Below are 22341 nucleotides of genomic sequence, written 5' to 3'. Positions count from 1 at the left end.
TGTCTGTTGAGCGCTCATTCTCACGATCACGGTCATCATCACGGCCATCACCACCATCATCATCACGGTGACGAACAAGCGGCCGGCCCGTTCCCTTGGCGGCGTATGGCCTGGGCGCTGTTGCTGGTGCTGTTTGCGGTCGCTGCCGCCAGCCTGGTGCAGGTGCGTTCCGGCGAGGCCACGGTGATTACCCGTTTCGGTAACCCGTCGCGGGTGCTGCTGGAGCCGGGCCTTGGCTGGCGCTGGCCGGCGCCGTTCGAAGCGGCGATCCCGGTGGATTTGCGCCTGCGCACCACCTCCAGCGGGTTGCAGGATGTGGGTACCCGCGACGGCCTGCGCATCATCGTGCAGGCGTACGTGGCGTGGCAGGTGCAGGGCGACGCAGACAACGTGCAGCGCTTCATGCGCGCCGTGCAGAACCAACCGGATGAAGCGGCGCGGCAGATTCGTACCTTCGTGGGTTCGGCGTTGGAAACCACGGCGGCCAGCTTCGACCTGTCCAGCCTGATCAACACCGACGCCAGCCAAGTGCGCATCGCCGATTTCGAAGCGCAGCTGCGCCAGCAGATCGATCAACAATTGCTCACCACCTATGGCGTGCGTGTGGCCCAGGTCGGCATTGAACGCCTGACTTTGCCTTCGGTCACGCTTACCGCGACCGTCGACCGCATGCGCGCCGAGCGTGAAACCATCGCCACCGAACGTACCGCCGTGGGCAAGCGCGAGGCCGCGCAGATCCGCTCCGCCGCCGAGCGTGATGCGCGCATCGTGCAGGCCGATGCCACAGTGAAGGCTGCCGATATCGAGGCCCAGTCGCGGGTCGAAGCGGCGCAGATCTATGGCCGCGCCTACGCGGGTAATCCACAGCTGTACAACCTGCTGCGCTCTCTGGATACCTTGGGCACCGTTGTCACGCCAGGCACCAAGATCATCCTGCGCACCGACGCGGCGCCGTTCCGCGCCTTGGTGGACGGACCGAAGGACGTCCAGCCATGACGATGCGTGACAGCCCGGACAGCCCCTGGATCCAGGCCGGGCGCCTGACCTTCCTGGCGCTGTACGCGGTGACGGTATTGGCGGCGTTGGCCTGGGCGTTTTCCAATGTGCGCCAGATCGACCCGCAGAACCGTGCGGTGGTCCTGCATTTTGGCGCCCTCGACCGTATCCAGAATGCCGGGCTGTTGCTGGCGTGGCCGCAGCCGTTCGAGCAGGTGGTGTTGCTACCGGCGGCTGACCGCGTGATCGAACGTCGGGTGGAGAACCTGCTGCGCTCCGACGCGGCGATCCAGGCCGACCGTGTGGCCAGCTTCGCCACGCCCTTGAGTGATGCGCTGGCGGGTTCCGGTTACCTGCTGACTGGCGATGCCGGCGTGGTGCAACTGGATGTGCGGGTGTTCTACAAAGTCACCGAACCCTATGCCTTTGTGTTGCAGGGCGATCATGTGCTGCCGGCCCTGGATCGACTGGTGACGCGCAGCGCGGTGGCCCTCACCGCGGCGCGGGACCTGGACACGATTCTGGTGGCGCGACCTGAACTGATCGGCACCGACAACGGCGCCGCTGAGCGCCGTGAGCGGTTACGTGGCGACTTGGTGCAAGGCATCAACAAACGCCTGGTGGAATTGGCTTCCACAGGTTTGGGATTGGGTATCCAAGTGACCCGTGTCGATGTGCAATCGAGCCTGCCGGGCCCGGCAGTCAATGCGTTCAACGCCGTGCTGACCGCCAGCCAGCAAGCCGACAAGGCCGTGGCCAACGCGCGCACCGACGCGGAAAAACTCACTCAGACCGCCACCCAGCAGGCCGACCGCCTGGTGCAAGTCGCCCACGCCCAGGCCAGCGAACGCCTGGCCAATGCCCAGGCGCAAACCGCGACCGTCGCCAGCCTGGCCCAAGTGAAAGACCCGGGCTTGCTGCTGCGCCTGTACCGCGAGCGCGTGCCGAAAATTCTCGGCCAGGCCGGCTCTGTGACCACGGTCGATCCGAAAGACGACTCCCGCTTGATCATCCAGGGAGCCGAACAATGAGCGCACCTATGCTGACCTCCGCCGAACAGCGCAGCGCTGCCCGGCAATTGACCCTGGCCATGCTGGCCTTGGGGTTGCTGGTGCTGGGCCTGGTATGGCGCTGGCTCGCGCCCGACCAGACCGGCGTAAGCCAATTGCTGCTGGGCGTCGCGTCCTTGCTGGTGGCCGTGCCGGTGATGCGTTCGGCCTGGTACAGCCTGCGGTTTCCGAGTTTGCATGGCATCACCGATCAACTGATCGCCCTGGCCATGCTCGGTGCCTGGGCCACAGGGGATCTGCTGACAGCGGCGTTGCTGCCGATCATCATGATCTTCGGCCATGTGCTGGAAGAGCGCAGCGTGATCGGTTCCCAGGAAGCGATCCATGCCTTGGGCAAGCTGACGCGCAGCCACGCGCGCTTGGTGCAGGCTGACGGCAGCATTGTCGAAGTGGACAACGGCATGCTGAACACCGGCGATGTGGTCGAGGTGCGCGCCGGTGACCGGGTGCCGGCCGATGGCGTGGTGCTGTCGGGCCAGGCGAGCCTGGACACGGCGCCGATTACCGGTGAGTCGGTGCCGTTGGAAGCCAGTGTGGGTGTGCAGGTGTTTGGCGGGGCGATCAACCTGGATGGCTTGCTGCGCCTGCAAGTGACGCGCACGGGCAATGAATCCACCTTGGGCAAAGTCATCGCGCTGATGCAGAACGCCGAGCGCTCCAAGCCGCCGATCACACGCCTGCTGGAACGTTATGCCGGCAGCTATATGGTGCTGGTGTTGTTGCTGGCGGCGGTGACCTGGTTTGTGACCAACGACGCCCAGGCGATGCTCGCGGTGCTGGTGGCGGCGTGCCCGTGTGCGTTGGTGCTGTCGGCGCCGGCCACGGCGATTGCCGGGATAGCAGTCGCGGCGCGGCATGGGATTTTGATTCGCAGCTCGGCGTTTCTGGAAGAGCTGGCGGACCTGACCTCGTTGGTGGTCGACAAGACCGGGACGCTGACATTCGGCACCCTGCGCCTGCAATCCATCGAAACCACCGCGCCGGATCGCCAGGTGCTGCTGAATCTGGCGGCCAGCCTGGGCTCTGCGAGCAGCCATCCGGTCAGCCGGGCGTTGGCGGGGTTGGCAACGCAGGAACAACTGCTGGCGTTGACGGATATCCGTGAGCGTCAGGGGCTGGGCGTCGTGGCGCAGACCGATCAGGGTGAAGCGGCCTTGGGTCGGCCGGAATTGTTCGAGCAACTGGGTATCGTCACCACCGTCGTGCCGAACCACGATGGCCCCATCGCCGGGCTGGCGCTGAATGGGCAGTTCCTCGCCTGGCTGCTACTGGCCGACAGCGTCAAGCCGGAGGCTCGCCAGGCGCTGCAAGAACTGCGTGATCTGGGCCTGGGTCGCCAACTGCTGCTTACCGGCGATCGTCAAAGCGTGGCCAATAGCCTGGCGCTGGAGGTGGGCATCAGCGATGTCGAAGCGCAGGCCTTGCCGGAAGACAAGCTCAACCGCGTGTTGGGTGAAATCGGCAGCGGCTTTCGCCCGATGGTGGTGGGGGATGGCATCAACGATTCCCTGGCGCTCAAGGCCGGTGTGGTCGGTGTGGCCATGGGCGCGGGCGGGGCGGATATTGCCCTGGCGTCGGCGGACGTGGTGCTGATCGGCAGCGACCTGCGGCGCCTGGGCACCTGTGTGCGCTTGAGCCGCCAGTGCCGGCAGACCTTGCAGGTCAACGTGATCATCGGCCTGGGTTGGACCTTGGCCATTGTCGTGTTTGCCGCGTTTGGCTGGTTGGGGGCGGCGGGCGCCATGATTGCAGCGGTGCTGCATAACCTCAGCACCTTGTTGGTCTTGGGGAACGCCGGGCGTTTGCTACGCTTCCAGGAGCCCCTTTTGAAGCTCGAAGAATAATTTTCAGAAATATTTGTACACGGCTGTAACGCGGCTGAGGGACCTCACTCTAGTGGTGTGTCGAGACTGAACAATCCGTTCAGACCGACACCCCTACGATCATGAGGAATACAACAATGAACATCAAATCCGCTGCTGCTGGTGCCGCTCTCGCAATGGCCGCTGCCACTATGTTTGCCGGTGTTGTCACTCAGGCTCAAGCCGCTGACACCGCTGTTCACTGCTATGGCATCAACGCGTGCAAAGGCCAGAACGACTGCAAAACCAAGGACCACGCCTGCAAAGGCCAGGGTTCTTGCAAAGGCCAGGGCTTCAAGGCAATGGCCAGTGCCGATGCCTGCACCAAGGCTGGCGGCAAAGTCGGCGAATAACCGACCGTTAAGTGCACCCGCAGCGGTCGCCCCCACCGCTGCGGACACTTTCCCAGGAGTGTCTTATGCCTACCTCTCTTCCGAGCCTCGGTTACGGCCTGGGTTTACGCAGTGAGTACTACCAACAGATCCTTGAACAATCGCCGGCGGTGGATTGGTTTGAAGTGATCTCCGAGAATTACCTGGTCCAGGGCGGTAAAGCCTTGTATTACCTGGATGCGATAGCCGAGCGTTATCCCCTGGTGATGCACGGTGTGTCCCTGTCCATCGGCGGGCCCCATGCCCTTGATACCGATTACCTGAAGCAGATCAAACAGCTCGCCGAGCGTATCCAGCCGGCGTGGGTTTCCGATCACCTGTGCTGGAGCCGCGGCAGCGCCCACCAGTTGCATGACCTGCTGCCGCTGCCTTACACCGAAGAAAGCCTCTACCACGTGGCCGCCCGTGTGCGCCAAGTGCAGGACGTGTTGCAACGCCCATTGGTGCTGGAAAACGTCTCCAGTTATGTGCGCTCGAAGGCGGACGAATTCACCGAGTGGGAATTCCTCAATGCCCTGGCCCACCTGTCGGGCTGCCAGCTGTTGCTGGACGTTAACAACGTGTACGTCAGCTCGCGCAATCATGGCTTTGACGCCTGGACGTTTATTCGTAACTTGCCGCCGGAAAGCATCCGCCAGCTGCATCTGGCGGGGCATATGGACTATGGCGACTACGTGGTCGACACCCATGACCATCCGGTGTGTGATCCGGTGTGGGCGCTTTATCAACAGACGCTTGAGCATCTGGGGCCCGTGTCGACGCTACTGGAACGGGATGACCATTTCCCACCCTTTGAAGAGCTGCTCACCGAACTGAGCAAGGCCCGTGAACTGGGTGCGACCGCCCTGGCCAGGAGACAGCTATGCGCCTGACGGATTGGCAGTTGGCCTTTGAGCAGCACCTGTTATCCGAAACGCCAGTGGCCAACAATGGTTTCGCCGCCACGTTGCTGGGCGGGCCAACGCTGGATGTGGACACGGGCCTGGCGATTTATCACAACGCCTATCTCTCGCGGTTGCAGGAAGTCTTGCGGCATGACTTCAGCGCCCTCCTTTATTGGCTGGGCGATGACGAGTTTGCCGCGCTGACCGAAGCCTACCTGCGCCGCTACCCCTCGGCCCATTACAGCCTGCGCTGGCTGGGCGAGCGTTTCCCGGTGTTTATCCTTGAGCATCTGGTGGCGCAGCAGAGTGCGCCATTGGCGGAGCTGGCGCGGTTGGAGTGGGCATTCACCCTGGCATTTGATGCGCCGCAGGGCGAGCCACTGACGCTGAACGACATGGCGTCGTTGCCGCCAGAGGCGTGGCCGGTGTTGCAGGTTTCCCTGGCGCCGACGGTGCAACCGCTGCTGTGCCAGTTCAACAGCGTAGCGATCTGGCGTGCCAGCAAGGACGAATCCGACTTCCCCGACAGCCACACGCTGGACCCGGCGCAGACGTGCCTGGTGTGGCGCCATCAGAATGTCTGCCATTACCGCAGCCTGGAACCCGCCGAGGCCTCTGCCCTGACGGGCATGGCGACCACCGGTTGGAGCTTTGCCGAACTGTGCGCCGAGTTGGCAGTCACTCATGCAGAGGGTGCGCCATTGCAGGCCGTTACGTGGCTGAAGCAGTGGGTCCAGGACGGGTTGCTCGAGCGCCGGGCCCCATAGAGGAGCGCTATCAAATCGATAGCCTCCTACTTTGTCTTGGGATGGTCTAACCTCTCAGCAGACGTCTGAAACAAGGGGGGACTACTCATGCTCGCGCAACTTCCACCGGCCTTACAGAATCTTCAGCTACCGCTGCGTCTTCGACTCTGGGACGGCCATGAATTCAACTTGGGCCCCGAGCCCAGTGTGACCATCGTGGTGAAGGACCCCACGGTCGTGACCAAGCTGACCCATCCAACGCTCGATTCACTGGGCGAAGCCTTCGTCGAGGGCAAATTGGAGCTGGAAGGCTCCATCGCCGAGGTCATCCGGGTGTGTGACGAATTGAGTCACGCCCTGATCGAAGACGACGAGGGGAGTCGTCCGGTGCGCTCGATCCACGACAAGGCCACTGACGCAGCGGCCATTTCCTACCATTACGACCTGTCCAACGAGTTCTACCAGCTGTGGCTGGACCAGGACATGGCGTACTCCTGCGGTTATTTCGAAACCGGCAGCGAATCCATCGACCAGGCCCAACAAGACAAATTCCGCCACCTGTGCCGCAAGTTGCGGCTGCAGCCGGGCGAGTATTTGCTGGATGTCGGTTGTGGTTGGGGTGGGCTGGCGCGGTTTGCCGCGCGGGAGTTTGGGGTCAAGGTGTTTGGTATCACCCTGAGCAAGGAGCAGTTGGCGCTGGCCCGGGAACGGGTGAAAGCCGAAGGCCTGGAAGACCAGGTGGACCTGCAACTGCTCGACTACCGCGACCTGCCGCAAGACGGGCGTTTCGACAAAGTGGTCAGCGTGGGCATGTTCGAACACGTCGGCCACGCCAACCTGGCGGAGTACTGCAAGACTCTGTTCGGCGCCGTGCGCGAAGGCGGCCTGGTGATGAACCACGGCATCACCGCCAAGCACACCGATGGTCGCCCTGTGGGGCGCGGCGCGGGTGAGTTCATCGAGCGCTACGTGTTCCCCAACGGCGAACTGCCGCATTTGGCGATGATGACGGCCGAGATCAGCGAAGTCGGGCTGGAAGTGGTCGACGTCGAAAGCCTGCGCCTGCACTACGCGCGTACTCTGGACCATTGGAGCGAGCGCCTGGAAGACAACCTGGAAGCGGCGGCCAAGATGGTGCCGGAGCAAGCGTTGCGTATCTGGCGGCTGTACCTGGCCGGTTGTGCCTATGCGTTTGCGCGGGGCTGGATCAACCTGCACCAGATTCTGGCGGTGAAACCCCATGCCGATGGCAGCCATGACTTGCCGTGGACACGGGAAGATATCTACCGCTGAGCCCGTTACAAGATCGGTGAAATAAGCCGCGCAACCCGCATGCCCAGTTGCTGAAGGCGGCGGGTTTCCCGGCTTTCTTCTTGGCTGACTTCATGGGCCAGGGCGAAGTCGTCCAGCAGCATGTGCTCGACTTCCTTGGCGAAGGCCTCGTCGACCGTCAGCAACATCACTTCGAAATTCAGCCGGAACGAACGGTTGTCCATGTTCGCACTGCCGATGGCGGCGATTTCGTCGTCTACCAACACCACCTTCTGATGCAGGAAGCCTGGCGTATAGCGAAATACCCGCACGCCGGCGCGCACGGCTTCGATCGCGTACAGGCTGGACGCGGCGTAGACGATGCGGTGATCGGGCCGCGAAGGCAGTAGCAGCCGCACATCGACACCGCGCAGCACGGCCAGGCGCAGTGCAGAGAACACCGCTTCGTCGGGGATGAAATAGGGGCTGGTGATCCAGACGCGCTCGGTCGCGGCGTGGATGGCTTCGACGAAGAACAGCGAGCAGGTTTCATAAGGGTCGGCCGGACCGCTGGCGAGCAGTTGGCAGAGCACGCCGTCCTCGGGGTAGGCGTCCGGCAAAATCAGTGGCGGCAGTTCGCGCGCGGCCCAAAACCAGTCTTCGGCAAACGACTCTTGCAAGCATGCCACCACCGGGCCGGTCACCTGCACATGGGTATCGCGCCACGGCGCCAGCGGCGGTTTCTTGCCCAGGTATTCATCGCCGACGTTATGCCCGCCGACAAACCCGGTGATGCCGTCCACCACCACGATCTTGCGATGGTTGCGGAAGTTGACCTGAAAGCGATTGAGCCAGCCGCTGCGGGTGGCGAAGGCTTTGACGTTCACCCCGGCGTCGCGCAGCGACTGCACATAACGATGGGGCAGGGCGTGGCTGCCGATGCGGTCATACAGCACGTAGATGGCGACGCCTTCTGCGGCCTTTTCCTTCAACAGCGCGTGCAGTTGGCGGCCGAGTTCGTCGTCATGAATGATGAAGAACTGGAACAGCACCGCCGTCTTGGCATTGCGGATCGCCGCGAAGATTGCGCTGAAGGTGGCGTCGCCATTGATCAGCAAACGCACTTCATTGTTGGCCAGGCATGGCATGCGGCCCAGCTTGGGCATGGCGCGCAGCGAGGCGTAGGCGCTGGAGTTGCGTGCCGCCAGGGCTTCCTCGACCCACGGGCGCCAGTTCAGCTCGGTGATGGCGGTGTGCATTTCCTGGTTGGCCTGGCGACGGGCCTGGATGTACGCGTCGAACGTGCTGCGGCCGAAGATCAGGTAGGGGATCAGCGTGAGGTAGGGCATGAACATCAGCGACAAGGCCCAGGCGATCGAGCCTTGGGCGGTTCTGACGGTCAGCACCGCGTGGATCGCGGCGAGGGTCCCGAGAAAATGCAGCGTGGCGATGAAGTAGGCGAGCAGGTGCGGGCCAAAGAAATCCATGAACGACGTTACTCCAGGCAATCCAGTGCCTAACAGACCATGTCTGGTCAGGAATGTCGCTATTTTATTTGCCGTGCAACCCTGGCACCTTTGCGGCGTCTAACGCCCAACATTACCCAGGAGTTACCCGATGAATGCTCGTCTGCTGTCTTTGGCCATGATGATTGGTGTGTCGCTGCCGGTGGCGGCACAGGCGCAGATGCTGGCGCCGGGCTTGTGGGAACTGACCACCAGCAATATGAAAGTCGATAACCAGGACTTGCCCGACCTGTCGCTGATCCTCGGTCAGCTCAAGCAACAGATGACCCCGGAACAGCGTGCCATGCTCGAAAAACAGGGCATCACCATGGCCGGCAAAGGCGTGCAGGTGTGCCTCACCCCGGCGCAGGTTGCCTCCGATTCGATCCCGCTGACCGACCCGCAATCGGGCTGCAAGCAGGAAGTGACCGACAAGACCGGCAACCAGTGGAAATTCCGTTTCAGTTGCCCGAAAGCCCAAGGCACGGGTGTAGCCACTTTCCAGAGCCAAAAAGAATTCACCACCACCGTCAACGGTACCTTCAATGCCACCGGCATTCAGCAGAAGGGCAGCCTGGACAGCCATGCCCAGTGGCTGGGCAACGATTGCGGGACGGTCAAGCCTCGCGCTTGAGCCTTTCGCACAGGGCTTCGATACTCATCTGACCGAGGTCTTCCCCCAGGCGGCTACGCAGGCTGACGTAGCCGCCGGCTTTTTCCCGCTCGCCAACAATCACCAGATACGGCACTTGGTGCAGGCTGTGCTCGCGCATCTTGTAGCTGACCTTCTCGTTGCGTCGGTCCACCACCGCCCGTATGCCCACACGTTTCAATGCTTCACAGACCTGCTGGCCGAAGTCGGCCTGGCTTTCACTCAGGGTGAGCACCGCAGCCTGCTGGCTGGCCCAACAGGTGCCGTAAATGCGTTGTTGCGATGCGTTGAGGGTGACCTTGGTCAGCTTGAAGGCTCGGATCACACCGGTGCTGGGCACATGAAGACCGTGGCACAGGGCTTCAAAATCGCCCAGGCGCCGTACCGAATGATTGGTGTTCGCCAAGTGACGCATGCGCGCTTCGATCTGTTCAAGGTCGAGCGCTGTGAAGGCGCGTTCGTAGGCCAAGTCATAGAAAAAACCATCGTCGATGGGCGACCCGGCTGTCAGTTGAGCGATAGGAAACAGTTGCTGAGTGGCCATCGCCAACAGACTTGCGCAGGAGCGACGCAGAATCTCCAGCCCCTCGGGATCCTGGGTGGTGATGATCTGGAGTCGGGCGTCCTGTTCCAGCAGGTGTTCACAACCCACCAGTACACCGTCAACGCGACCGGCGACCGAGGTTTTGGCCAGCCCCAAGCCGATGCTGGCGGCTACCTCGTAAACCGACAGTGCCTCGTCGTACTCGCGTTGGGTGCCGTCTGGCAGGGTGATCCGGATCATCGCCGTCGTCTCTAGCGCTGGAAATGCAAAGGTAATCCTTGGCAGCTGTCGATTACCTGACCGTTATGAAAGGCCAAGTGACCGGAAACCAGGGTGGTGCTGACGCTGTGACGAAAGCTGCGTTCGGCGAAGGGCGTCCAGCCGCAGCGGGCCAGGATGGGTTGGCTGCTGACCGGCTTGCCCTCGGGCTCAGGTTTGATCAGCACCAGGTCGGCCCAATAACCTTCACGCAGGTAGCCACGGTCGGGGATGGCGAACAGGTCGGCCACACGGTGACTGGTTTTTGCGACCAGCGTGGTCAACGGCAGCAGCCCATCGGCCACTAGTTCCAGCAGCGCGGGCAGGGCGTGCTGCACCAGGGGCAATCCCGACGGCGCCTCGCGATAACCCAACTGTTTTTGCGTCCAGGTATGCGGCGCGTGATCGCTGCCGATGACATCCAGGCGGTCGCTTAACAAGGCCAGGCGCAAGGCGTCGCGGTCGGCGCGGGTCTTGATGGCCGGGTTGCATTTGATCTGGTGGCCGAGGCGGTGATAGTCGCGGTCATCGAACAGCAGGTGGTGCAGGCAGACCTCGGCGGTGATGCGTTTTTCGCTCAAGGGCTTGTCTTCGAACAGTGCCAGTTCGCGGGCGCTGGTCAGGTGCAGCACATGCAGGCGGGTGCCATGGCGCTTGGCCAACTCCACGGCAAAGGATGACGAGCGATAGCACGCCTCGGCATCGCGGATCAGCGGGTGCGCGACGGCGGGGATGTGCTCGCCGAAGCGTTCGCGCAGACGCTGTTCGTTGGCCTGGATGCTTGGCGTGTGTTCACAGTGGGCCAGCAAAATCGTGGGCACTTCGGCGAACAGGCGCTCCAGGATCCGAGGATCGTCCACCAGCATATTGCCGGTCGAAGCCCCCATGAACACTTTGACCCCGGCCACCTCACGTGGGTCGAGGGCTGCGACGGTGTCGAGGTTGTCGTTGCTCACGCCGAAGTGGAAGCCATAGTTGGCCACCGAGTGCAGGGCGGCGCGGCGCTTTTTGTCGGCCAGGGCGTCCAGGTCGAGGGTGGCCGGGTGCGTGTTGGGCATGTCCATGAAACTGGTGATACCACCGGCTACCGCCGCGCGGGATTCGCTGTAGAAGCTGCCTTTGTCCGGCGCGCCAGGTTCGCGAAAGTGCACTTGGTCATCGATCATGCCGGGCAGCAGCCAGTGACCTTGGGCGTCGATGGCGACAGGCGCGTTGCTGTCCTGGATGCTGCTGGCGATCTTTTCGATACGACCATTGGCGACCAGCACATCGGCGTCGAATTCCTGGCCTTCGTTCACCAGGCGGGCGTTGCGGATCAGCAGGCGGCTCATGGTTCAGAACTCGTTTTGCAGGGCTTTGTAGCCGCGCACCAGGTCAACGTTGGTGCGGGCCACGTCTTCGGAAAACTCCGAGGCGCTCACGCTCACCGGCGGGAATTGCGAGAGGTCGGTGTTCGGTCCGATGCGCGTGGTGGAGGGCACGTAGAACGCGGCGGGCAAGTCGCGTCCGTCGACCACCGAGTTGTGGCGCACCACGCAGCCATCACCCACGGCGCAGTTGAACAGCACGCTGTTGAAGCCAATGAACACGCGGTCACCGACGGTGCAGGGGCCATGGACGATGGAGCGGTGCGCAATCGAGGTGAACTCTCCGATGGTCACCGCCGCGCCGGATTTGGAGTGGATGACCACGCCGTCCTGGATGTTGGAGTTGGCGCCGATGATGATCGGGTCCATGCCGCCGCTGGCGTCGACTTCGTCGGCGCGGATCACGGCGTAGGGGCCGACGAACACGTTTTCGCCAATGATGACTTTGCCGCAGATGATGGCGGTCTTGTCGACGTAGGCCGATTCGGCAATCACGGGCAGATCGCCGGACGGGTTTTTGCGGATCATGCTAAGGGCTCCGTAATGATGTGGACGTAGTCGCCGTCGATGGCGTTGTAGAAGCAGGTCGGCCGTCCGGTGTGGCAGGCCGGGCCTTGCTGGTCGACGATCAGCAGGACCGCGTCGCCGTCGCAATCCAGGCGTGCTTCCACCAGCTGTTGCCAGTGACCAGAGCTTTCGCCTTTGCGCCACAACTGCTGGCGTGAGCGCGACCAGTAGTAGACCTGCCCGGTGCCCAGGGTTTCCTTGAGGGCCTGGCGGTTCATCCAGGCCAGCATCAACACCTCGCCGCTGCCGTGTTGCTGGGCGATGGCGGCGATCAGGCCATCGCTGTTCCACGGCAGGGCATCGAGCACGGGTTCGAGTGGAAAGCGGCTGCCGACGGCAGCCCCTTCCAGGTCGAGCATGCTCAAGGTCATGGCTTGCTCAGCGCTGCGCACAAGGTGTTGAGGTTGTATTCGAACAGCCCGGTAAAGGTGCTGGCCGGGCCTTCTGCGGCAAGGGCGTCGGAGTACAGCGTGCCGCCGATCTGCGCGCCGCTTTCGTCAGCGATCTGCTTGAGCAGGCGCGAATCCTTGATGTTTTCCATGAACACGGCTTTGACTTTGTCTTTGCGGATCTGGGTGATCAGCGCGGCGACTTCGGCGGCGGACGGCTCGCGTTCGGTGGACAGACCCTGTGGCGCGAGGAACTCGATACCGTAAGCCTGGCCCAGGTAGCCGAAGGCGTCGTGGGAGGTGACGATGCGGCGGTTACCGGCGGGCAGTGCGCCGAACTTGGTCTTGGCTTCGGCCAGCAGGCGATAGATTTCTTTCAGGTAGGTTTGGCTGTTGTGCTGGTAGTCGGCTTTGTTGGCCGGATCGGCAGCGATCAATGCCTTCGTGATGTTGTTCACGTAGATTTCGGCGTTGGCCAAGTTGTGCCAGGCGTGCGGGTCGGGGATGGTCTCGCCGTCTTCGTCCATGGTGTGGGAGATCACGCCTTTGCTGGCGGTCACCACCGTGGCTTTGGTTTCGGTGCTGGTCACCAGACGGTCCAGCCAGGGTTCGAAGCCCAGGCCGTTCTTGATGATCACCTTGGCCTTGAGCAGTGCCTTGGCATCGTCCGGGGTAGGCTCGTAGGTGTGGGCGTCGGCGTCGGGGCCGACCATGTTGCTGATCTGGATGTGATCACCACCAATCTGGTGAGTGATGTCATCGAGGATGCTGAAGCTGGTAACCACCTGAAGCTTGTCGGCGGCCTGGGCCGTCGACAACGACAGGACGAGACTGAACAGCACGAGTAGAGCGCGCATCGGGAAACACCTCATTGGGATGACAGCAAAGGCGGGCGGCGCAGCAAGCCGTGCACCGGACCGAAGACCACGGACAGCAGATACCCGGCGCCCGCCACCAGCACGATGGCCGGGCCGCTGGGCAACGAGTAGTAGAACGACAGCAACAAGCCCAGCCACACCGACAGGCATCCCAGCACTGCCGATACCGCGATCAACACCGGCAGGCGCCGGCTCCAGAAACGTGAAGCGATGGCCGGCAACATCATCAGGCCCACCACCATCAAGGCGCCGATGGCCTGGAAGCCGATGACCAGGTTCAGCACCACCAACGTCAGGAACAAACCATGGGCCAGCGGACCGAGGCGGCTGACGGTCTGCAGGAACAACGGGTCGAGGGTGTCCAGCAGCAGCGGTTTGTAGATCGCGGCCATGGCGATCAGGCTGAAGCTGGAAACCCACAGCATGCCGGTGAGGGTGGTTTCATCCACCGCCAGGGCGGAGCCAAACAGCAGGTGCAGCAGGTCGAGGCGTTTGCCGGCGATGCCGAGGATCAGCACGCCCGCGGCCAGGGAGATGGGGTAGATAGCGGCGAGGCTGGCGTCTTCGCGCAGGCCGGTACGGCGAGTGATCCAAGCGGACAGGCCAGCCATGCTCAGGCCCGCGCCGAGGCCGCCGATGGTCAGGGCGGGCAGGCTGAGGCCGGCGAACCAGAAGCCGAGGGCTGCGCCGGGCAGGATGCCGTGGGCGACAGCGTCACCGATCAGGCTCATGCGCCGCAGGATCAGGAACACGCCCAGCGGCGCGGTACTGCAGGCGAGTACCAACCCGCCGATGAGGGCGCGGCGCATAAAGACGAAGTCGACGAAGGGCATCCACAGGTGGGCGGCGAAATGCATCAGGCCACCTGCATCTGTGGCTGCGGGCGGATCAGCTCTTTGCTCGGGCCGAACATGCAGCCGGTGCTTTTGATCTGCACCACTTGCTGGGTGTGGTGGCGCACGGAGGCGAGGTCATGGCAGACCACGATCAGCGTGCGGCCTTGCTCATGCCAGGCGTGGATGTGTTTCCAGCACAGCGCCTGGCCTTCTTCATCGAGGGCGGCGTGGGGCTCGTCGAGCAGCAGAACGGGCGCTTCGGCCAGGCTCATGCGAGCAAGGAGGGCGCGTTGCAGCTCGCCACCGGACAGTGCCATCAACGGGCGATGCTCAAGGCCGCTGAGGCACCAGTCTTCCAGTACTGCCTCAAGACGTTGGCTGCGCTGTTGCGGGGACAGTTGCGTGCCCCAGAAACCGGCGGCGACCAGCTCTTGCAGGCTGATGGGAAACTGACGGTCCAGGTGTTGCTGCTGGGGCAGGAACGACAGGCCGCCACGGCGTGGAACCTCCACCGTGACCTTGCCCGCCAGCGGCTTTTGCAGGCCGGCGATGACTTTAAGCAGGCTGCTTTTACCGGTGCCGTTGGCGCCGATGATGCCGGTGAGGCTGCCTTTTTCCAGGGTGAGGTCGATGGCGGGCGTCAGCGGTTGGCCGGGAGCGCCCCAGCGTAAAGCGGTGCAGGTGATCATGCAGGGTGTCTCGTCCAGCGGCTTTCAGCCACGGCATCGTGCGCGTGCAGGCTTTCGGCGTGGATCACTTTCAGGTGGAAGGCTTTGACGGCATCCGAGCGTTTCAAGGCGAGGTTCAGGCGGCGGGCGGCGTCTTCGCAGAACATCAGGTTCTGCCCGTTGGCCAGGGCGAAGGCTTGTTCGTCCGCACGTTTCACGGCGGTTTGTACGGCGGTGCCGAGGGCGGCTTCGACGGTGTCGATTAAGTCTGTCAGTGGCAATTGCTCGCCTTGCAGCTCGACATGCAATTGCGCACTGCTGCGCTGGCTGTGTGGCGTGGCGACGATGCCATTGGCGCTGCCGAGCCAGGTCAATACGTCTTCATGCTGCAACGGTGTGTTGGCGAAGTCGTCGAGAAATTGTTGCTGAATCAACTGCCTGGCGAGGGCAGCGGAGCAGGGACAGGTCGAGGAGTAAGTAACGTCAATTTTTAGTTCCACGTGGAACATCTGGTTTTCCAGACGCGCTTCGATGCTCACCGGGTAGCCTTTCCAACCGGCCAAAGGACTGACCAGTGCCGGGCGTTTGAGCAGCAAATCGGTGTGGATACGCAGGTAGGCGTTATTAGATAAACCTTCATGACTGTCGAGAAAACGCTGCAGTACATTACGCAGAAGTGCGGGCGTAAGCGGTTGCTGGTCGAGCATCTCCAAGGCCAGGTACAGGCGTGACATATGAATGCCACGGGCGGCGCCATCGTCCAGGCTCACGCCGGCATCGGCGGTGGCGGTCAGGCGCTGGCCGTCGATGAGAATCGGCAGGGCGATACCGCACATGCCCACCCAGTCGAGTGGCAAGGCTTGGCGTGAAGCCTGCGCGGCGATATCCGGCAGAGTCAGCGCATTCATGAGCAGGTCCATCGTTGGAAATAAAAAGACATGTTATATTATAACTATTGAGTCGACGATGATTTTTCTGCTCCAGCCTTTTTTCAGTCATGTCGAGTAGGGACGCTCCTTTATTTGCGGTATTTTTCATGCACAGACGTCAGCTCCTAAACCTGCTTCTGGCCAGCCCGCTGTTCACCTTGCCGTTTGCCGCCCACGCCACGCAGATCAGCAACGCCCGCCTGTGGCGCTCGGACGACAAGCTGCGCCTGGTGTTCGACCTCAGCGGTCCGGTGCAATACAAGACCTTCACCTTGAGCGCGCCGGAGCGCTTGATCATCGACTTGAGCGGCGCCGGGCTCAGTGGGGATTTCTCTCAGTTGGCGCTGAAGAACAGCGGGATCACCTCGATTCGTTCGGGGCATTTCGGCAAAGGCGACACGCGCATCGTGCTGGACCTGGCCGCACCGATGCAGCTCAACAGCTTTCTATTGCCGCCTCAGGATGGCCAAGGCCATCGACTGGTCCTGGACCTGACCAGCGCCACCCAGGCGCCTCGCCAGATTGCGGCCGAGCCCAAGCCTTTGGTGGATAAAGCGCATCCTAAACGCGACATCATTGTCGTGGTCGACCCCGGCCACGGCGGCAAGGACCCAGGCGCCGTCGGCTCCAAAGGCCAGCGCGAAAAAGACGTGGTGCTGTCCATCGCCCAACTGCTGGCTAAACGCTTGAAGCGCGAGAAAGGCTTCGACGTGAAGTTGGTGCGTAACGACGACTTCTTCGTGCCGTTGCGCAAGCGCGTGGAAATCGCCCACAAGCACAATGCCGACATGTTTATCTCGGTGCATGCGGACGCGGCGCCACGCATCACCGCTTCGGGCGCGTCGGTGTATGCCCTGTCCGAAGGCGGCGCCACTTCCGCCACGGCGCGGTTCATGGCGCAACGGGAAAACGGCGCCGATCTGCTCGGCGCCACCAGCCTGCTCAATCTGAAAGACAAGGACCCGATGCTCGCCGGGGTGATCCTGGATATGTCGATGAACGCTACTATCGCGTCCAGCCTGCAACTGGGCAGCTCGATCCTGGGCAGCCTGGAAGGCATCACCAGCCTGCATCAAAAGCGTGTGGAACAAGCCGGGTTTGCGGTGCTCAAGTCACCGGACGTGCCGTCGATCCTCGTGGAAACCGGGTTTATTTCCAACGCACGGGACAGTGCGCGGCTGGTCACCGCGCGTCATCAACAGGCGGTTGCCGACGGCCTGTTCGAAGGCCTGAAGAAATACTTCCAGAAGAACCCACCGATGAACAGCTACATGGCATGGGTGCAGGAACAGAAGAACGGTCAGGTCTAACAGCCGGTTATACGGCTACAGGTGAATTTGGCGCTGGCGCCACCCGAACTGGAAAACCGGTTGAGGGTGGTCCAGCCCACGCGCCGCGTGTAGCCGACCCACGCCTCACCGTCCGACGCCAACCCGGTAAAGAACGTCAGTTGCCCATAGCGGCTGTTGGTTTGTGCCCAATAGCGTTTGCCGATCACCTCGTACCCGCGCAAATACGTGGTGCTGCCGACCGTCGCCACGCTGTAGGCGTTGCCTGAAGGGTCAACGCAAGCGAGCAGATTGGCGCTGCGCGTGCAGTTGGCCAGCAAGCTTGGCGCCTGGGCGCACGCAGGTCCCACGGCAACCAATAACAGGGCGCACACCAGGTATCTCATCGGGTTTCTCAAGGCTGGGGAGTGTTGAAGCATTGCGCCCTTCGTCGTGGTGAGCAAGAGGGGATTGGCTTATTTGTATTGTTATACTATAACATTAAAACACAGCCTGACCCGTGAACCGCTCCCCATGACCGAACAAGACCTCCTGGCCCAGCCTTGCGCCGACTACATGAATGAAGCCCAGCAAGGGTTCTTCCGTGAGTTGCTGCTGGCCCAGCGCAATGAGCTGCAAGCCCGCATCGACGCCGAGTTCCTGGTGCTGCGCGAGCAGGAAACCAACAGCGACCCCGCCGATGTCGGCAGCGCCGAAGAACAGCGCCAATGGCAACTGCGCCTGCTGGAGCGGGAAAAGAAGCTGTTGGACAAGATCGACGATGCCCTCGACTTGCTGGCGCGCGGCGAATACGGCTGGTGCCGCGAAACCGGCGAGCCCATCGGCCTACAGCGCTTGTTGCTGCGTCCTACCGCCACCCTGTGTATCGAAGCCAAAGAACGTGAAGAGCTGCGCGAACGCCATAAACGGGCGATTTGACCGGCCAACCCTGATGAGGAATACCTGATGCCCAATCGTCTCCCCGTTACTGTGTTGTCCGGCTTTCTCGGCGCCGGTAAAAGCACGCTGCTCAACTACGTCCTGCGCAACCGCGAAAACCTGCGGGTGGCGGTGATCGTCAACGACATGAGCGAAATCAACATCGACGGCAGCGAAGTCCAGCGCGACGTCACGCTCAACCGCTCCGAAGAAAAACTGGTGGAGATGAGCAACGGCTGCATCTGCTGCACCTTGCGCGAAGACTTGCTCGAAGAAGTGGGAAAACTCGCCAAGGAAGGTCGTTTCGATTACCTGCTGATCGAGTCCACCGGCATCTCCGAACCCTTGCCTGTGGCCGAAACCTTCACCTTCCGCGACGAAAACGAGCAAAGCCTGGCCGACATCGCGCGCCTGGACACCATGGTCACCGTAGTCGACGGCATGAACTTCCTGCTCGACTACCAGGCGGCCGAAAGCTTGGCGTCGCGGGGTGAAACCCTCGGTGAAGAAGACGAGCGTTCCATCACCGATCTGCTGATCGAGCAGATCGAATTCGCCGACGTGATCCTCATCAGCAAGATCGACCTGATCAGCAGCCGCGAACGCGAAGAGTTGATGGCGATCCTTGAGCGCCTCAATGCCCAGGCGGAAATCATCCCAATGGTCATGGGCGAAGTGCCGCTGAACAAGATCCTCAACACCGGCCGTTTCGACTTTGAACGCGCCGCCCAAGCCCCAGGCTGGCTGCAGGAACTGCGCGGTGAACATGTGCCGGAAACCGAGGAATATGGCATTGCTTCCACCGCTTACCGTGCGCGCCGTCCCTTCCATCCACAGCGTTTCTTCGACTTCATCGACCGCCCGTGGGTCAACGGCAAACTGCTGCGCTCCAAAGGTTTTTTCTGGCTGGCCAGCAAGCACCAGGATGCGGGCAGTTGGTCCCAGGCTGGCGGTTTGATGCGCCATGGTTTTGCCGGGCGCTGGTGGCGCTTTGTGCCAAAAAGCCAGTGGCCTCAGGACGAAGAAAGCATCGCTGCGATCATGGGCAACTGGCAACTGAGCACCGGTGATTGCCGCCAGGAACTGGTGTTTATCGGGCAGAACATCGACTTCACTCTACTGCGTGCCGAGTTGGACGCGTGCCTGCTCAACGATGAAGAAATGGCCCAGGGCGTAGACGGTTGGCGCCTGCTGGCCGATCCCTTTGGCCCTTGGTATGAGGAGGCAGCCGCCTGATGCTGGCCCCGGTGATTCCCCTGCGTCCTGTGATTCGCCAGACCCGTGGCGAAACCCCGCTGGCGCTGTCCGACATCCTGGAAGATGGCGTCAACCTGGCCGTGTGGGAGCGGCAGTTGCCGTTGCACATCGCCGAGTTCGGGGCCTTGCTGGTGGCGCTCAACGAGCCGTTGGCCGATGCCATGGTGATCGAGCTCAACAACGAAGACGCCGAGCCGAACTGGCAGGGATTGGCGTCCAGCTGCCGTGATCTGGAAGGCTACGAAGGCTTTATCGCCGATGTGTCCTGGCTGGTCAGCGCATTCGCCTGCCTGCTGGGCGCCAAGCGTATTGGCGTGCGTTTGCGGTTGCTGGATAAGGCGATGTGCCCACGTTTTCACGTCGACCATGTGCCGGTGCGGCTGATCACCACCTATGCGGGGGGCGGCAGCCAGTGGTTGCGCGAAGGCGTGATGGACCGGCGCAGGCTGAGCCAGCCTGAGGCCGAGCCCACCGAGCGTGTCGAACAGATTCACTGCGGCGAAGTCGCCCTGCTCAAGGGCACCAAATGGCACGGTAATGAGAATTACGGTTTGATCCACCGGTCACCGGCGCTCAAGGCCGGTGAGCGTCGATTGATCCTGACACTGGATTGGCTCGCATAACCGCGTAGGATCAAACGCTCTACACGGTCCGAACGATGCCCCTCATGCTGCAGAACATTCCCACCCACGTGATTGCCGGGCCCTTGGGCGCCGGCAAGACCAGCCTTATCAAGCACCTGCTCGCCCAGCGTCCGGCCAACGAGCGCTGGGCGGTGCTGATCAACGAGTTCGGGCAGATTGGCCTGGACGCGGCCTTGCTCACCCAAGATGACGACGGCATTGCCCTGGGCGAAGTCGCCGGAGGCTGTCTGTGTTGTGTGAATGGTGCACCGTTCCAGGTAGGACTAGGTCGTCTGTTGCGTAAGGCCAAGCCCGACCGGCTGTTTATCGAACCGTCGGGCCTGGGCCATCCGGCGCAGTTGCTCAAGCAGTTGCGGCAGGCACCGTGGCAGGGCGTGCTGGCCGTCCAGCCCTGTGTGCTGGTGCTGGATGCCCAGGCGCTGGCAGCAGGAAAACCATTGCCGCCAGCGCAGCAAGAGGCTCTGACAAGTGCCGGGTTGCTGGTGCTGAACAAGGATGAAGGGTTGGACGCCGGGCAGCGCCGAGCGATCGAACGGCAGTTGCCCGAATGCCCGCTCTACTGGACCCGCCAGGCGCAATTGCCCCTGCAACAATTACCCGGCCTGAACGCGCAGGCTTCAGCCGCTGTGGATAACATCGAAGTGCCCGAAGGCCTCGCGCAAATGCCGGCGGTGTGGAGCGATCCTACTCAACCGATCTGCCTGAGTCAGACTCAAGAAGGTGGTTGGAGCGTCGGATGGCGCTGGCACCCGAGCCAGCCATTCGATACCCGCCGCCTCGACCAGTGGCTGACAAGCCTTGAATGGCGCCGCGCCAAACTGGTTATCCACAGCGCCGAAGGGTGGGTTTCGACCAACGCGGTGGACAACAGCGAGTTGACTTGGCAGGCCAGCGAATGGCGCCGCGATTCACGTATCGAGTTGATTTTCAGCGAGCCACAGGACTTGGACGCCTTGCAGGCCGCACTAAAGGCCTGCCGTTACTGACGGTTCTTGGCGTGGTCCTGGCGCCACTGGCTCAGCTCGATCACTTCGGCGCTGGGCAGCGGCGTCTTGATCTCGAACGGGTAGGGCGCCAGTTCGATCTGCGCGCTGTGGGCGCCGAATTGGGTGATGGTCCCCGGATGGCGGGTTTCGCCGGTCACGGTGAATTCAAAGTTGTAGATACGCGCCAGGCGCCGCCGCCCATTGGCATCCTTCACAAACCCGATTCGCTTGAGCGCCACCGCGCCGTCCAGCAGCTCGATGTCGAGCTTGGCACAATGCTGCTTGACCCGCTCCAGCGCCCGCTCACGCAGGCCGTGGTTGTGCCACACCCAGGCGGCACCGGTCGCCAGCAGCATCAACACGAAGATGTTTCCCAGGGTCAGCATGCGAAAGACTCCAACAAAGTGAGAGCAGCTTAACTGTGTCGCCGGTCTGTCGTACAGGCTGCGTTTAGTCGCATACTGCGCGGCCAGAATTTCAATGGCTTTACGGAAATCCCGCGCATGAAACGCACACCTCATCTGCTTGCGATCCAGTCTCATGTGGTCTTTGGCCACGCCGGAAACAGCGCCGCCGTATTCCCCATGCAGCGCGTCGGGGTGAACGTCTGGCCGTTGAACACGGTGCAGTTCTCCAACCACACCCAGTATGGCCAATGGGCGGGCGAAGTGTTGGCGCCGCAGCAAATTCCGGCGCTGGTGGAAGGCATTGCGGCGATCGGCGAGCTGGGCAACTGCGACGCCGTGCTGTCCGGCTACCTGGGCAGTGCGGACCAGGGGCGGGCGATTCTCAGCGGCGTGGCGCGCATCAAGGCCATCAACCCCAAGGCCCTGTATTTGTGCGACCCGGTGATGGGCCATCCGGAGAAGGGCTGCATCGTGCCCCAGGAAGTCAGCGATTTCCTGCTGGACGAAGCCGCGGCCATGGCCGATTTCCTGTGCCCCAACCAGCTGGAGTTGGACAGTTTTGCCGGGCGTAAGCCGCAATCGCTGTTCGATTGCCTGGCCATGGCCAAGGCGCTGCTGGCACGCGGGCCGAAGGCGGTGTTGGTTAAACACCTGGATTACCCCGGTAAGCTGCCGGACGGTTTCGAGATGCTGCTGGTGACCGCCGAGGGCAGCTGGCACCTGCGCCGGCCGTTGCTGGCGTTTCCGCGTCAGCCCGTGGGCGTGGGCGACCTGACCTCGGGGCTGTTCCTGGCGCGGGTACTATTGGGCGACAGCCTGTTGGCGGCGTTCGAGTTCACCGCCGCAGCTGTGCATGAAGTGCTGCTGGAAACCCAGGCCTGCGCCAGTTATGAACTGGAACTCGTGCGCGCCCAGGACCGTATCGCCCATCCCCGCGTGCGGTTCGAAGCGACGCCGATTGAGCTGTAGGAACATTCCTGATTGAGCCAGGCAAAGGGCGTCCGGTACTATCGGCGCCTCTTTGTCCCCTGTGCTTTTCAAGGAAG

The 22341-nt window shown here is 62.4% G+C and carries 25 protein-coding genes; 14 read left to right on the top strand and 11 right to left on the bottom strand.

Annotated elements, in window-relative coordinates:
* Positions 1–6: 6 nt before the first annotated feature.
* The 7 genes from hflC to cfaB all read left to right on the top strand — a co-directional run bounded on the left by hflC (position 7) and on the right by cfaB (position 7243).
* Positions 7–996 carry a protease modulator HflC gene (gene hflC, locus ACP7BX_RS09170; RefSeq protein WP_033897227.1) on the top strand — a complete coding sequence of 330 codons (990 nt, stop codon included), beginning with the start codon at positions 7–9 and terminating at the stop codon, positions 994–996.
* Positions 993–2027, top strand: a complete 1035-nt coding sequence (gene hflK, locus ACP7BX_RS09165) for a protease modulator HflK (protein ID WP_426126984.1) — start codon at positions 993–995, stop codon at positions 2025–2027. The genes hflC and hflK overlap by 4 nt, the downstream gene beginning before the upstream one ends.
* A complete protein-coding gene (locus tag ACP7BX_RS09160) occupies positions 2024–3910 on the top strand; it encodes a cation-translocating P-type ATPase (protein WP_426126986.1) in 1887 nt (628 codons plus the stop codon). Before hflK ends, ACP7BX_RS09160 begins: the two co-directional genes overlap by 4 nt.
* A 116-nt stretch (positions 3911–4026) precedes the next feature.
* Positions 4027–4281: a membrane protein gene (locus tag ACP7BX_RS09155; protein WP_016978693.1), complete on the top strand. Its 255-nt coding sequence runs from the start codon at positions 4027–4029 to the stop codon at positions 4279–4281.
* Between the two features lie 65 nt (positions 4282–4346).
* Complete coding sequence (locus ACP7BX_RS09150) at positions 4347–5192, top strand: DUF692 domain-containing protein (RefSeq protein ID WP_038845437.1); 846 nt, start codon at positions 4347–4349, stop codon at positions 5190–5192.
* Positions 5183–5971 carry a DNA-binding domain-containing protein gene (locus ACP7BX_RS09145; RefSeq protein WP_177110925.1) on the top strand — a complete coding sequence of 263 codons (789 nt, stop codon included), beginning with the start codon at positions 5183–5185 and terminating at the stop codon, positions 5969–5971. Before ACP7BX_RS09150 ends, ACP7BX_RS09145 begins: the two co-directional genes overlap by 10 nt.
* 87 nt (positions 5972–6058) lie before the next feature.
* A complete protein-coding gene (cfaB, locus tag ACP7BX_RS09140; RefSeq protein WP_038845439.1) occupies positions 6059–7243 on the top strand; it encodes a C17 cyclopropane fatty acid synthase CfaB in 1185 nt (394 codons plus the stop codon).
* A 5-nt stretch (positions 7244–7248) separates the two neighbouring features.
* Here cfaB and cls read toward each other — a convergent pair whose 3' ends face one another.
* On the bottom strand, positions 7249–8688 hold the full coding sequence (cls, locus tag ACP7BX_RS09135) for a cardiolipin synthase (protein WP_033897233.1): 1440 nt from the start codon (positions 8686–8688) through the stop codon (positions 7249–7251).
* Between the two features lie 130 nt (positions 8689–8818).
* Between cls and ACP7BX_RS09130 the strand changes: the two genes are divergently transcribed.
* On the top strand, positions 8819–9340 hold the full coding sequence (locus tag ACP7BX_RS09130; RefSeq protein WP_016978689.1) for a DUF3617 domain-containing protein: 522 nt from the start codon (positions 8819–8821) through the stop codon (positions 9338–9340).
* On the opposite strand, the gene ACP7BX_RS09125 is transcribed toward ACP7BX_RS09130, so the two are convergent.
* The 8 genes from ACP7BX_RS09125 to folE2 are packed head-to-tail and all read right to left on the bottom strand — an operon-like array spanning position 9324 to position 15773.
* Positions 9324–10142 (bottom strand): His/Gly/Thr/Pro-type tRNA ligase C-terminal domain-containing protein, encoded by an 819-nt coding sequence (locus ACP7BX_RS09125; RefSeq protein WP_133078432.1) that lies wholly within the window; start codon positions 10140–10142, stop codon positions 9324–9326. The two genes, ACP7BX_RS09130 and ACP7BX_RS09125, sit on opposite strands and share 17 nt — an antisense overlap.
* An 11-nt stretch (positions 10143–10153) precedes the next feature.
* Positions 10154–11491, bottom strand: coding sequence for a dihydroorotase (locus tag ACP7BX_RS09120; RefSeq protein WP_426126990.1), 1338 nt, complete (start codon positions 11489–11491; stop codon positions 10154–10156).
* 3 nt (positions 11492–11494) lie between these two features.
* The gene (locus ACP7BX_RS09115; RefSeq protein ID WP_028618554.1) at positions 11495–12055 is read right to left on the bottom strand and encodes a DapH/DapD/GlmU-related protein; all 561 of its coding nucleotides are present in this window, start codon (positions 12053–12055) and stop codon (positions 11495–11497) included.
* On the bottom strand, positions 12052–12465 hold the full coding sequence (gene hisI / locus ACP7BX_RS09110) for a phosphoribosyl-AMP cyclohydrolase (RefSeq protein WP_426126992.1): 414 nt from the start codon (positions 12463–12465) through the stop codon (positions 12052–12054). The genes ACP7BX_RS09115 and hisI overlap by 4 nt, the downstream gene beginning before the upstream one ends.
* Positions 12462–13340: a metal ABC transporter substrate-binding protein gene (locus ACP7BX_RS09105; protein WP_095014060.1), complete on the bottom strand. Its 879-nt coding sequence runs from the start codon at positions 13338–13340 to the stop codon at positions 12462–12464. Before ACP7BX_RS09105 ends, hisI begins: the two co-directional genes overlap by 4 nt.
* Positions 13341–13351: 11 nt before the next feature.
* The gene (locus ACP7BX_RS09100) at positions 13352–14218 is read right to left on the bottom strand and encodes a metal ABC transporter permease (protein WP_016978683.1); all 867 of its coding nucleotides are present in this window, start codon (positions 14216–14218) and stop codon (positions 13352–13354) included.
* Complete coding sequence (locus ACP7BX_RS09095) at positions 14218–14886, bottom strand: metal ABC transporter ATP-binding protein (RefSeq protein WP_426126995.1); 669 nt, start codon at positions 14884–14886, stop codon at positions 14218–14220. Before ACP7BX_RS09095 ends, ACP7BX_RS09100 begins: the two co-directional genes overlap by 1 nt.
* Complete coding sequence (folE2, locus tag ACP7BX_RS09090) at positions 14883–15773, bottom strand: GTP cyclohydrolase FolE2 (protein WP_177052547.1); 891 nt, start codon at positions 15771–15773, stop codon at positions 14883–14885. The genes ACP7BX_RS09095 and folE2 overlap by 4 nt, the downstream gene beginning before the upstream one ends.
* Before the next feature lie 128 nt (positions 15774–15901).
* On the opposite strand from folE2, the gene ACP7BX_RS09085 reads away from it, so the two are divergent.
* Positions 15902–17104, top strand: coding sequence for an N-acetylmuramoyl-L-alanine amidase (locus ACP7BX_RS09085; protein ID WP_033897240.1), 1203 nt, complete (start codon positions 15902–15904; stop codon positions 17102–17104).
* Here ACP7BX_RS09085 and ACP7BX_RS09080 read toward each other — a convergent pair.
* The gene (locus tag ACP7BX_RS09080) at positions 17101–17469 is read right to left on the bottom strand and encodes a hypothetical protein (protein ID WP_016978679.1); all 369 of its coding nucleotides are present in this window, start codon (positions 17467–17469) and stop codon (positions 17101–17103) included. The two genes, ACP7BX_RS09085 and ACP7BX_RS09080, sit on opposite strands and share 4 nt — an antisense overlap.
* Positions 17470–17596: 127 nt before the next feature.
* Between ACP7BX_RS09080 and dksA the strand changes: the two genes are divergently transcribed.
* From dksA to ACP7BX_RS09060, 4 genes are read left to right on the top strand one after another with little or no spacing between them, the layout of a single operon-like run.
* Complete coding sequence (dksA, locus tag ACP7BX_RS09075) at positions 17597–18001, top strand: RNA polymerase-binding protein DksA (protein ID WP_033897241.1); 405 nt, start codon at positions 17597–17599, stop codon at positions 17999–18001.
* Positions 18002–18028: 27 nt separating this feature from the next.
* Entirely contained in the window at positions 18029–19237 is a 1209-nt protein-coding gene (gene zigA, locus ACP7BX_RS09070) for a zinc metallochaperone GTPase ZigA (RefSeq protein ID WP_133078425.1), read from the top strand.
* Positions 19237–19881: a DUF1826 domain-containing protein gene (locus ACP7BX_RS09065; RefSeq protein WP_426126999.1), complete on the top strand. Its 645-nt coding sequence runs from the start codon at positions 19237–19239 to the stop codon at positions 19879–19881. The genes zigA and ACP7BX_RS09065 overlap by 1 nt, the downstream gene beginning before the upstream one ends.
* Positions 19882–19925: 44 nt before the next feature.
* Entirely contained in the window at positions 19926–20888 is a 963-nt protein-coding gene (locus tag ACP7BX_RS09060; RefSeq protein WP_426127001.1) for a CobW family GTP-binding protein, read from the top strand.
* Here the strand turns inward: ACP7BX_RS09060 and ACP7BX_RS09055 are convergent.
* Positions 20882–21274, bottom strand: coding sequence for a DUF3301 domain-containing protein (locus ACP7BX_RS09055; RefSeq protein ID WP_016978674.1), 393 nt, complete (start codon positions 21272–21274; stop codon positions 20882–20884). The two genes, ACP7BX_RS09060 and ACP7BX_RS09055, sit on opposite strands and share 7 nt — an antisense overlap.
* 117 nt (positions 21275–21391) lie before the next feature.
* Here ACP7BX_RS09055 and pdxY point away from each other — a divergent pair, with 117 nt between their 5' ends.
* Positions 21392–22264: a pyridoxal kinase PdxY gene (pdxY, locus tag ACP7BX_RS09050; RefSeq protein WP_033897245.1), complete on the top strand. Its 873-nt coding sequence runs from the start codon at positions 21392–21394 to the stop codon at positions 22262–22264.
* The last annotated feature ends 77 nt before the right edge of the window (positions 22265–22341 follow it).

Source organism: Pseudomonas sp. DWP3-1-3b3 (genome assembly GCF_049896305.1).
GTDB classification, from domain to species: domain Bacteria; phylum Pseudomonadota; class Gammaproteobacteria; order Pseudomonadales; family Pseudomonadaceae; genus Aquipseudomonas; species Aquipseudomonas azotoformans_A.
The sequence above is the reverse complement of the archived record's forward strand: the minus strand, read 5'-3'. Positions and strand labels throughout refer to the sequence as shown.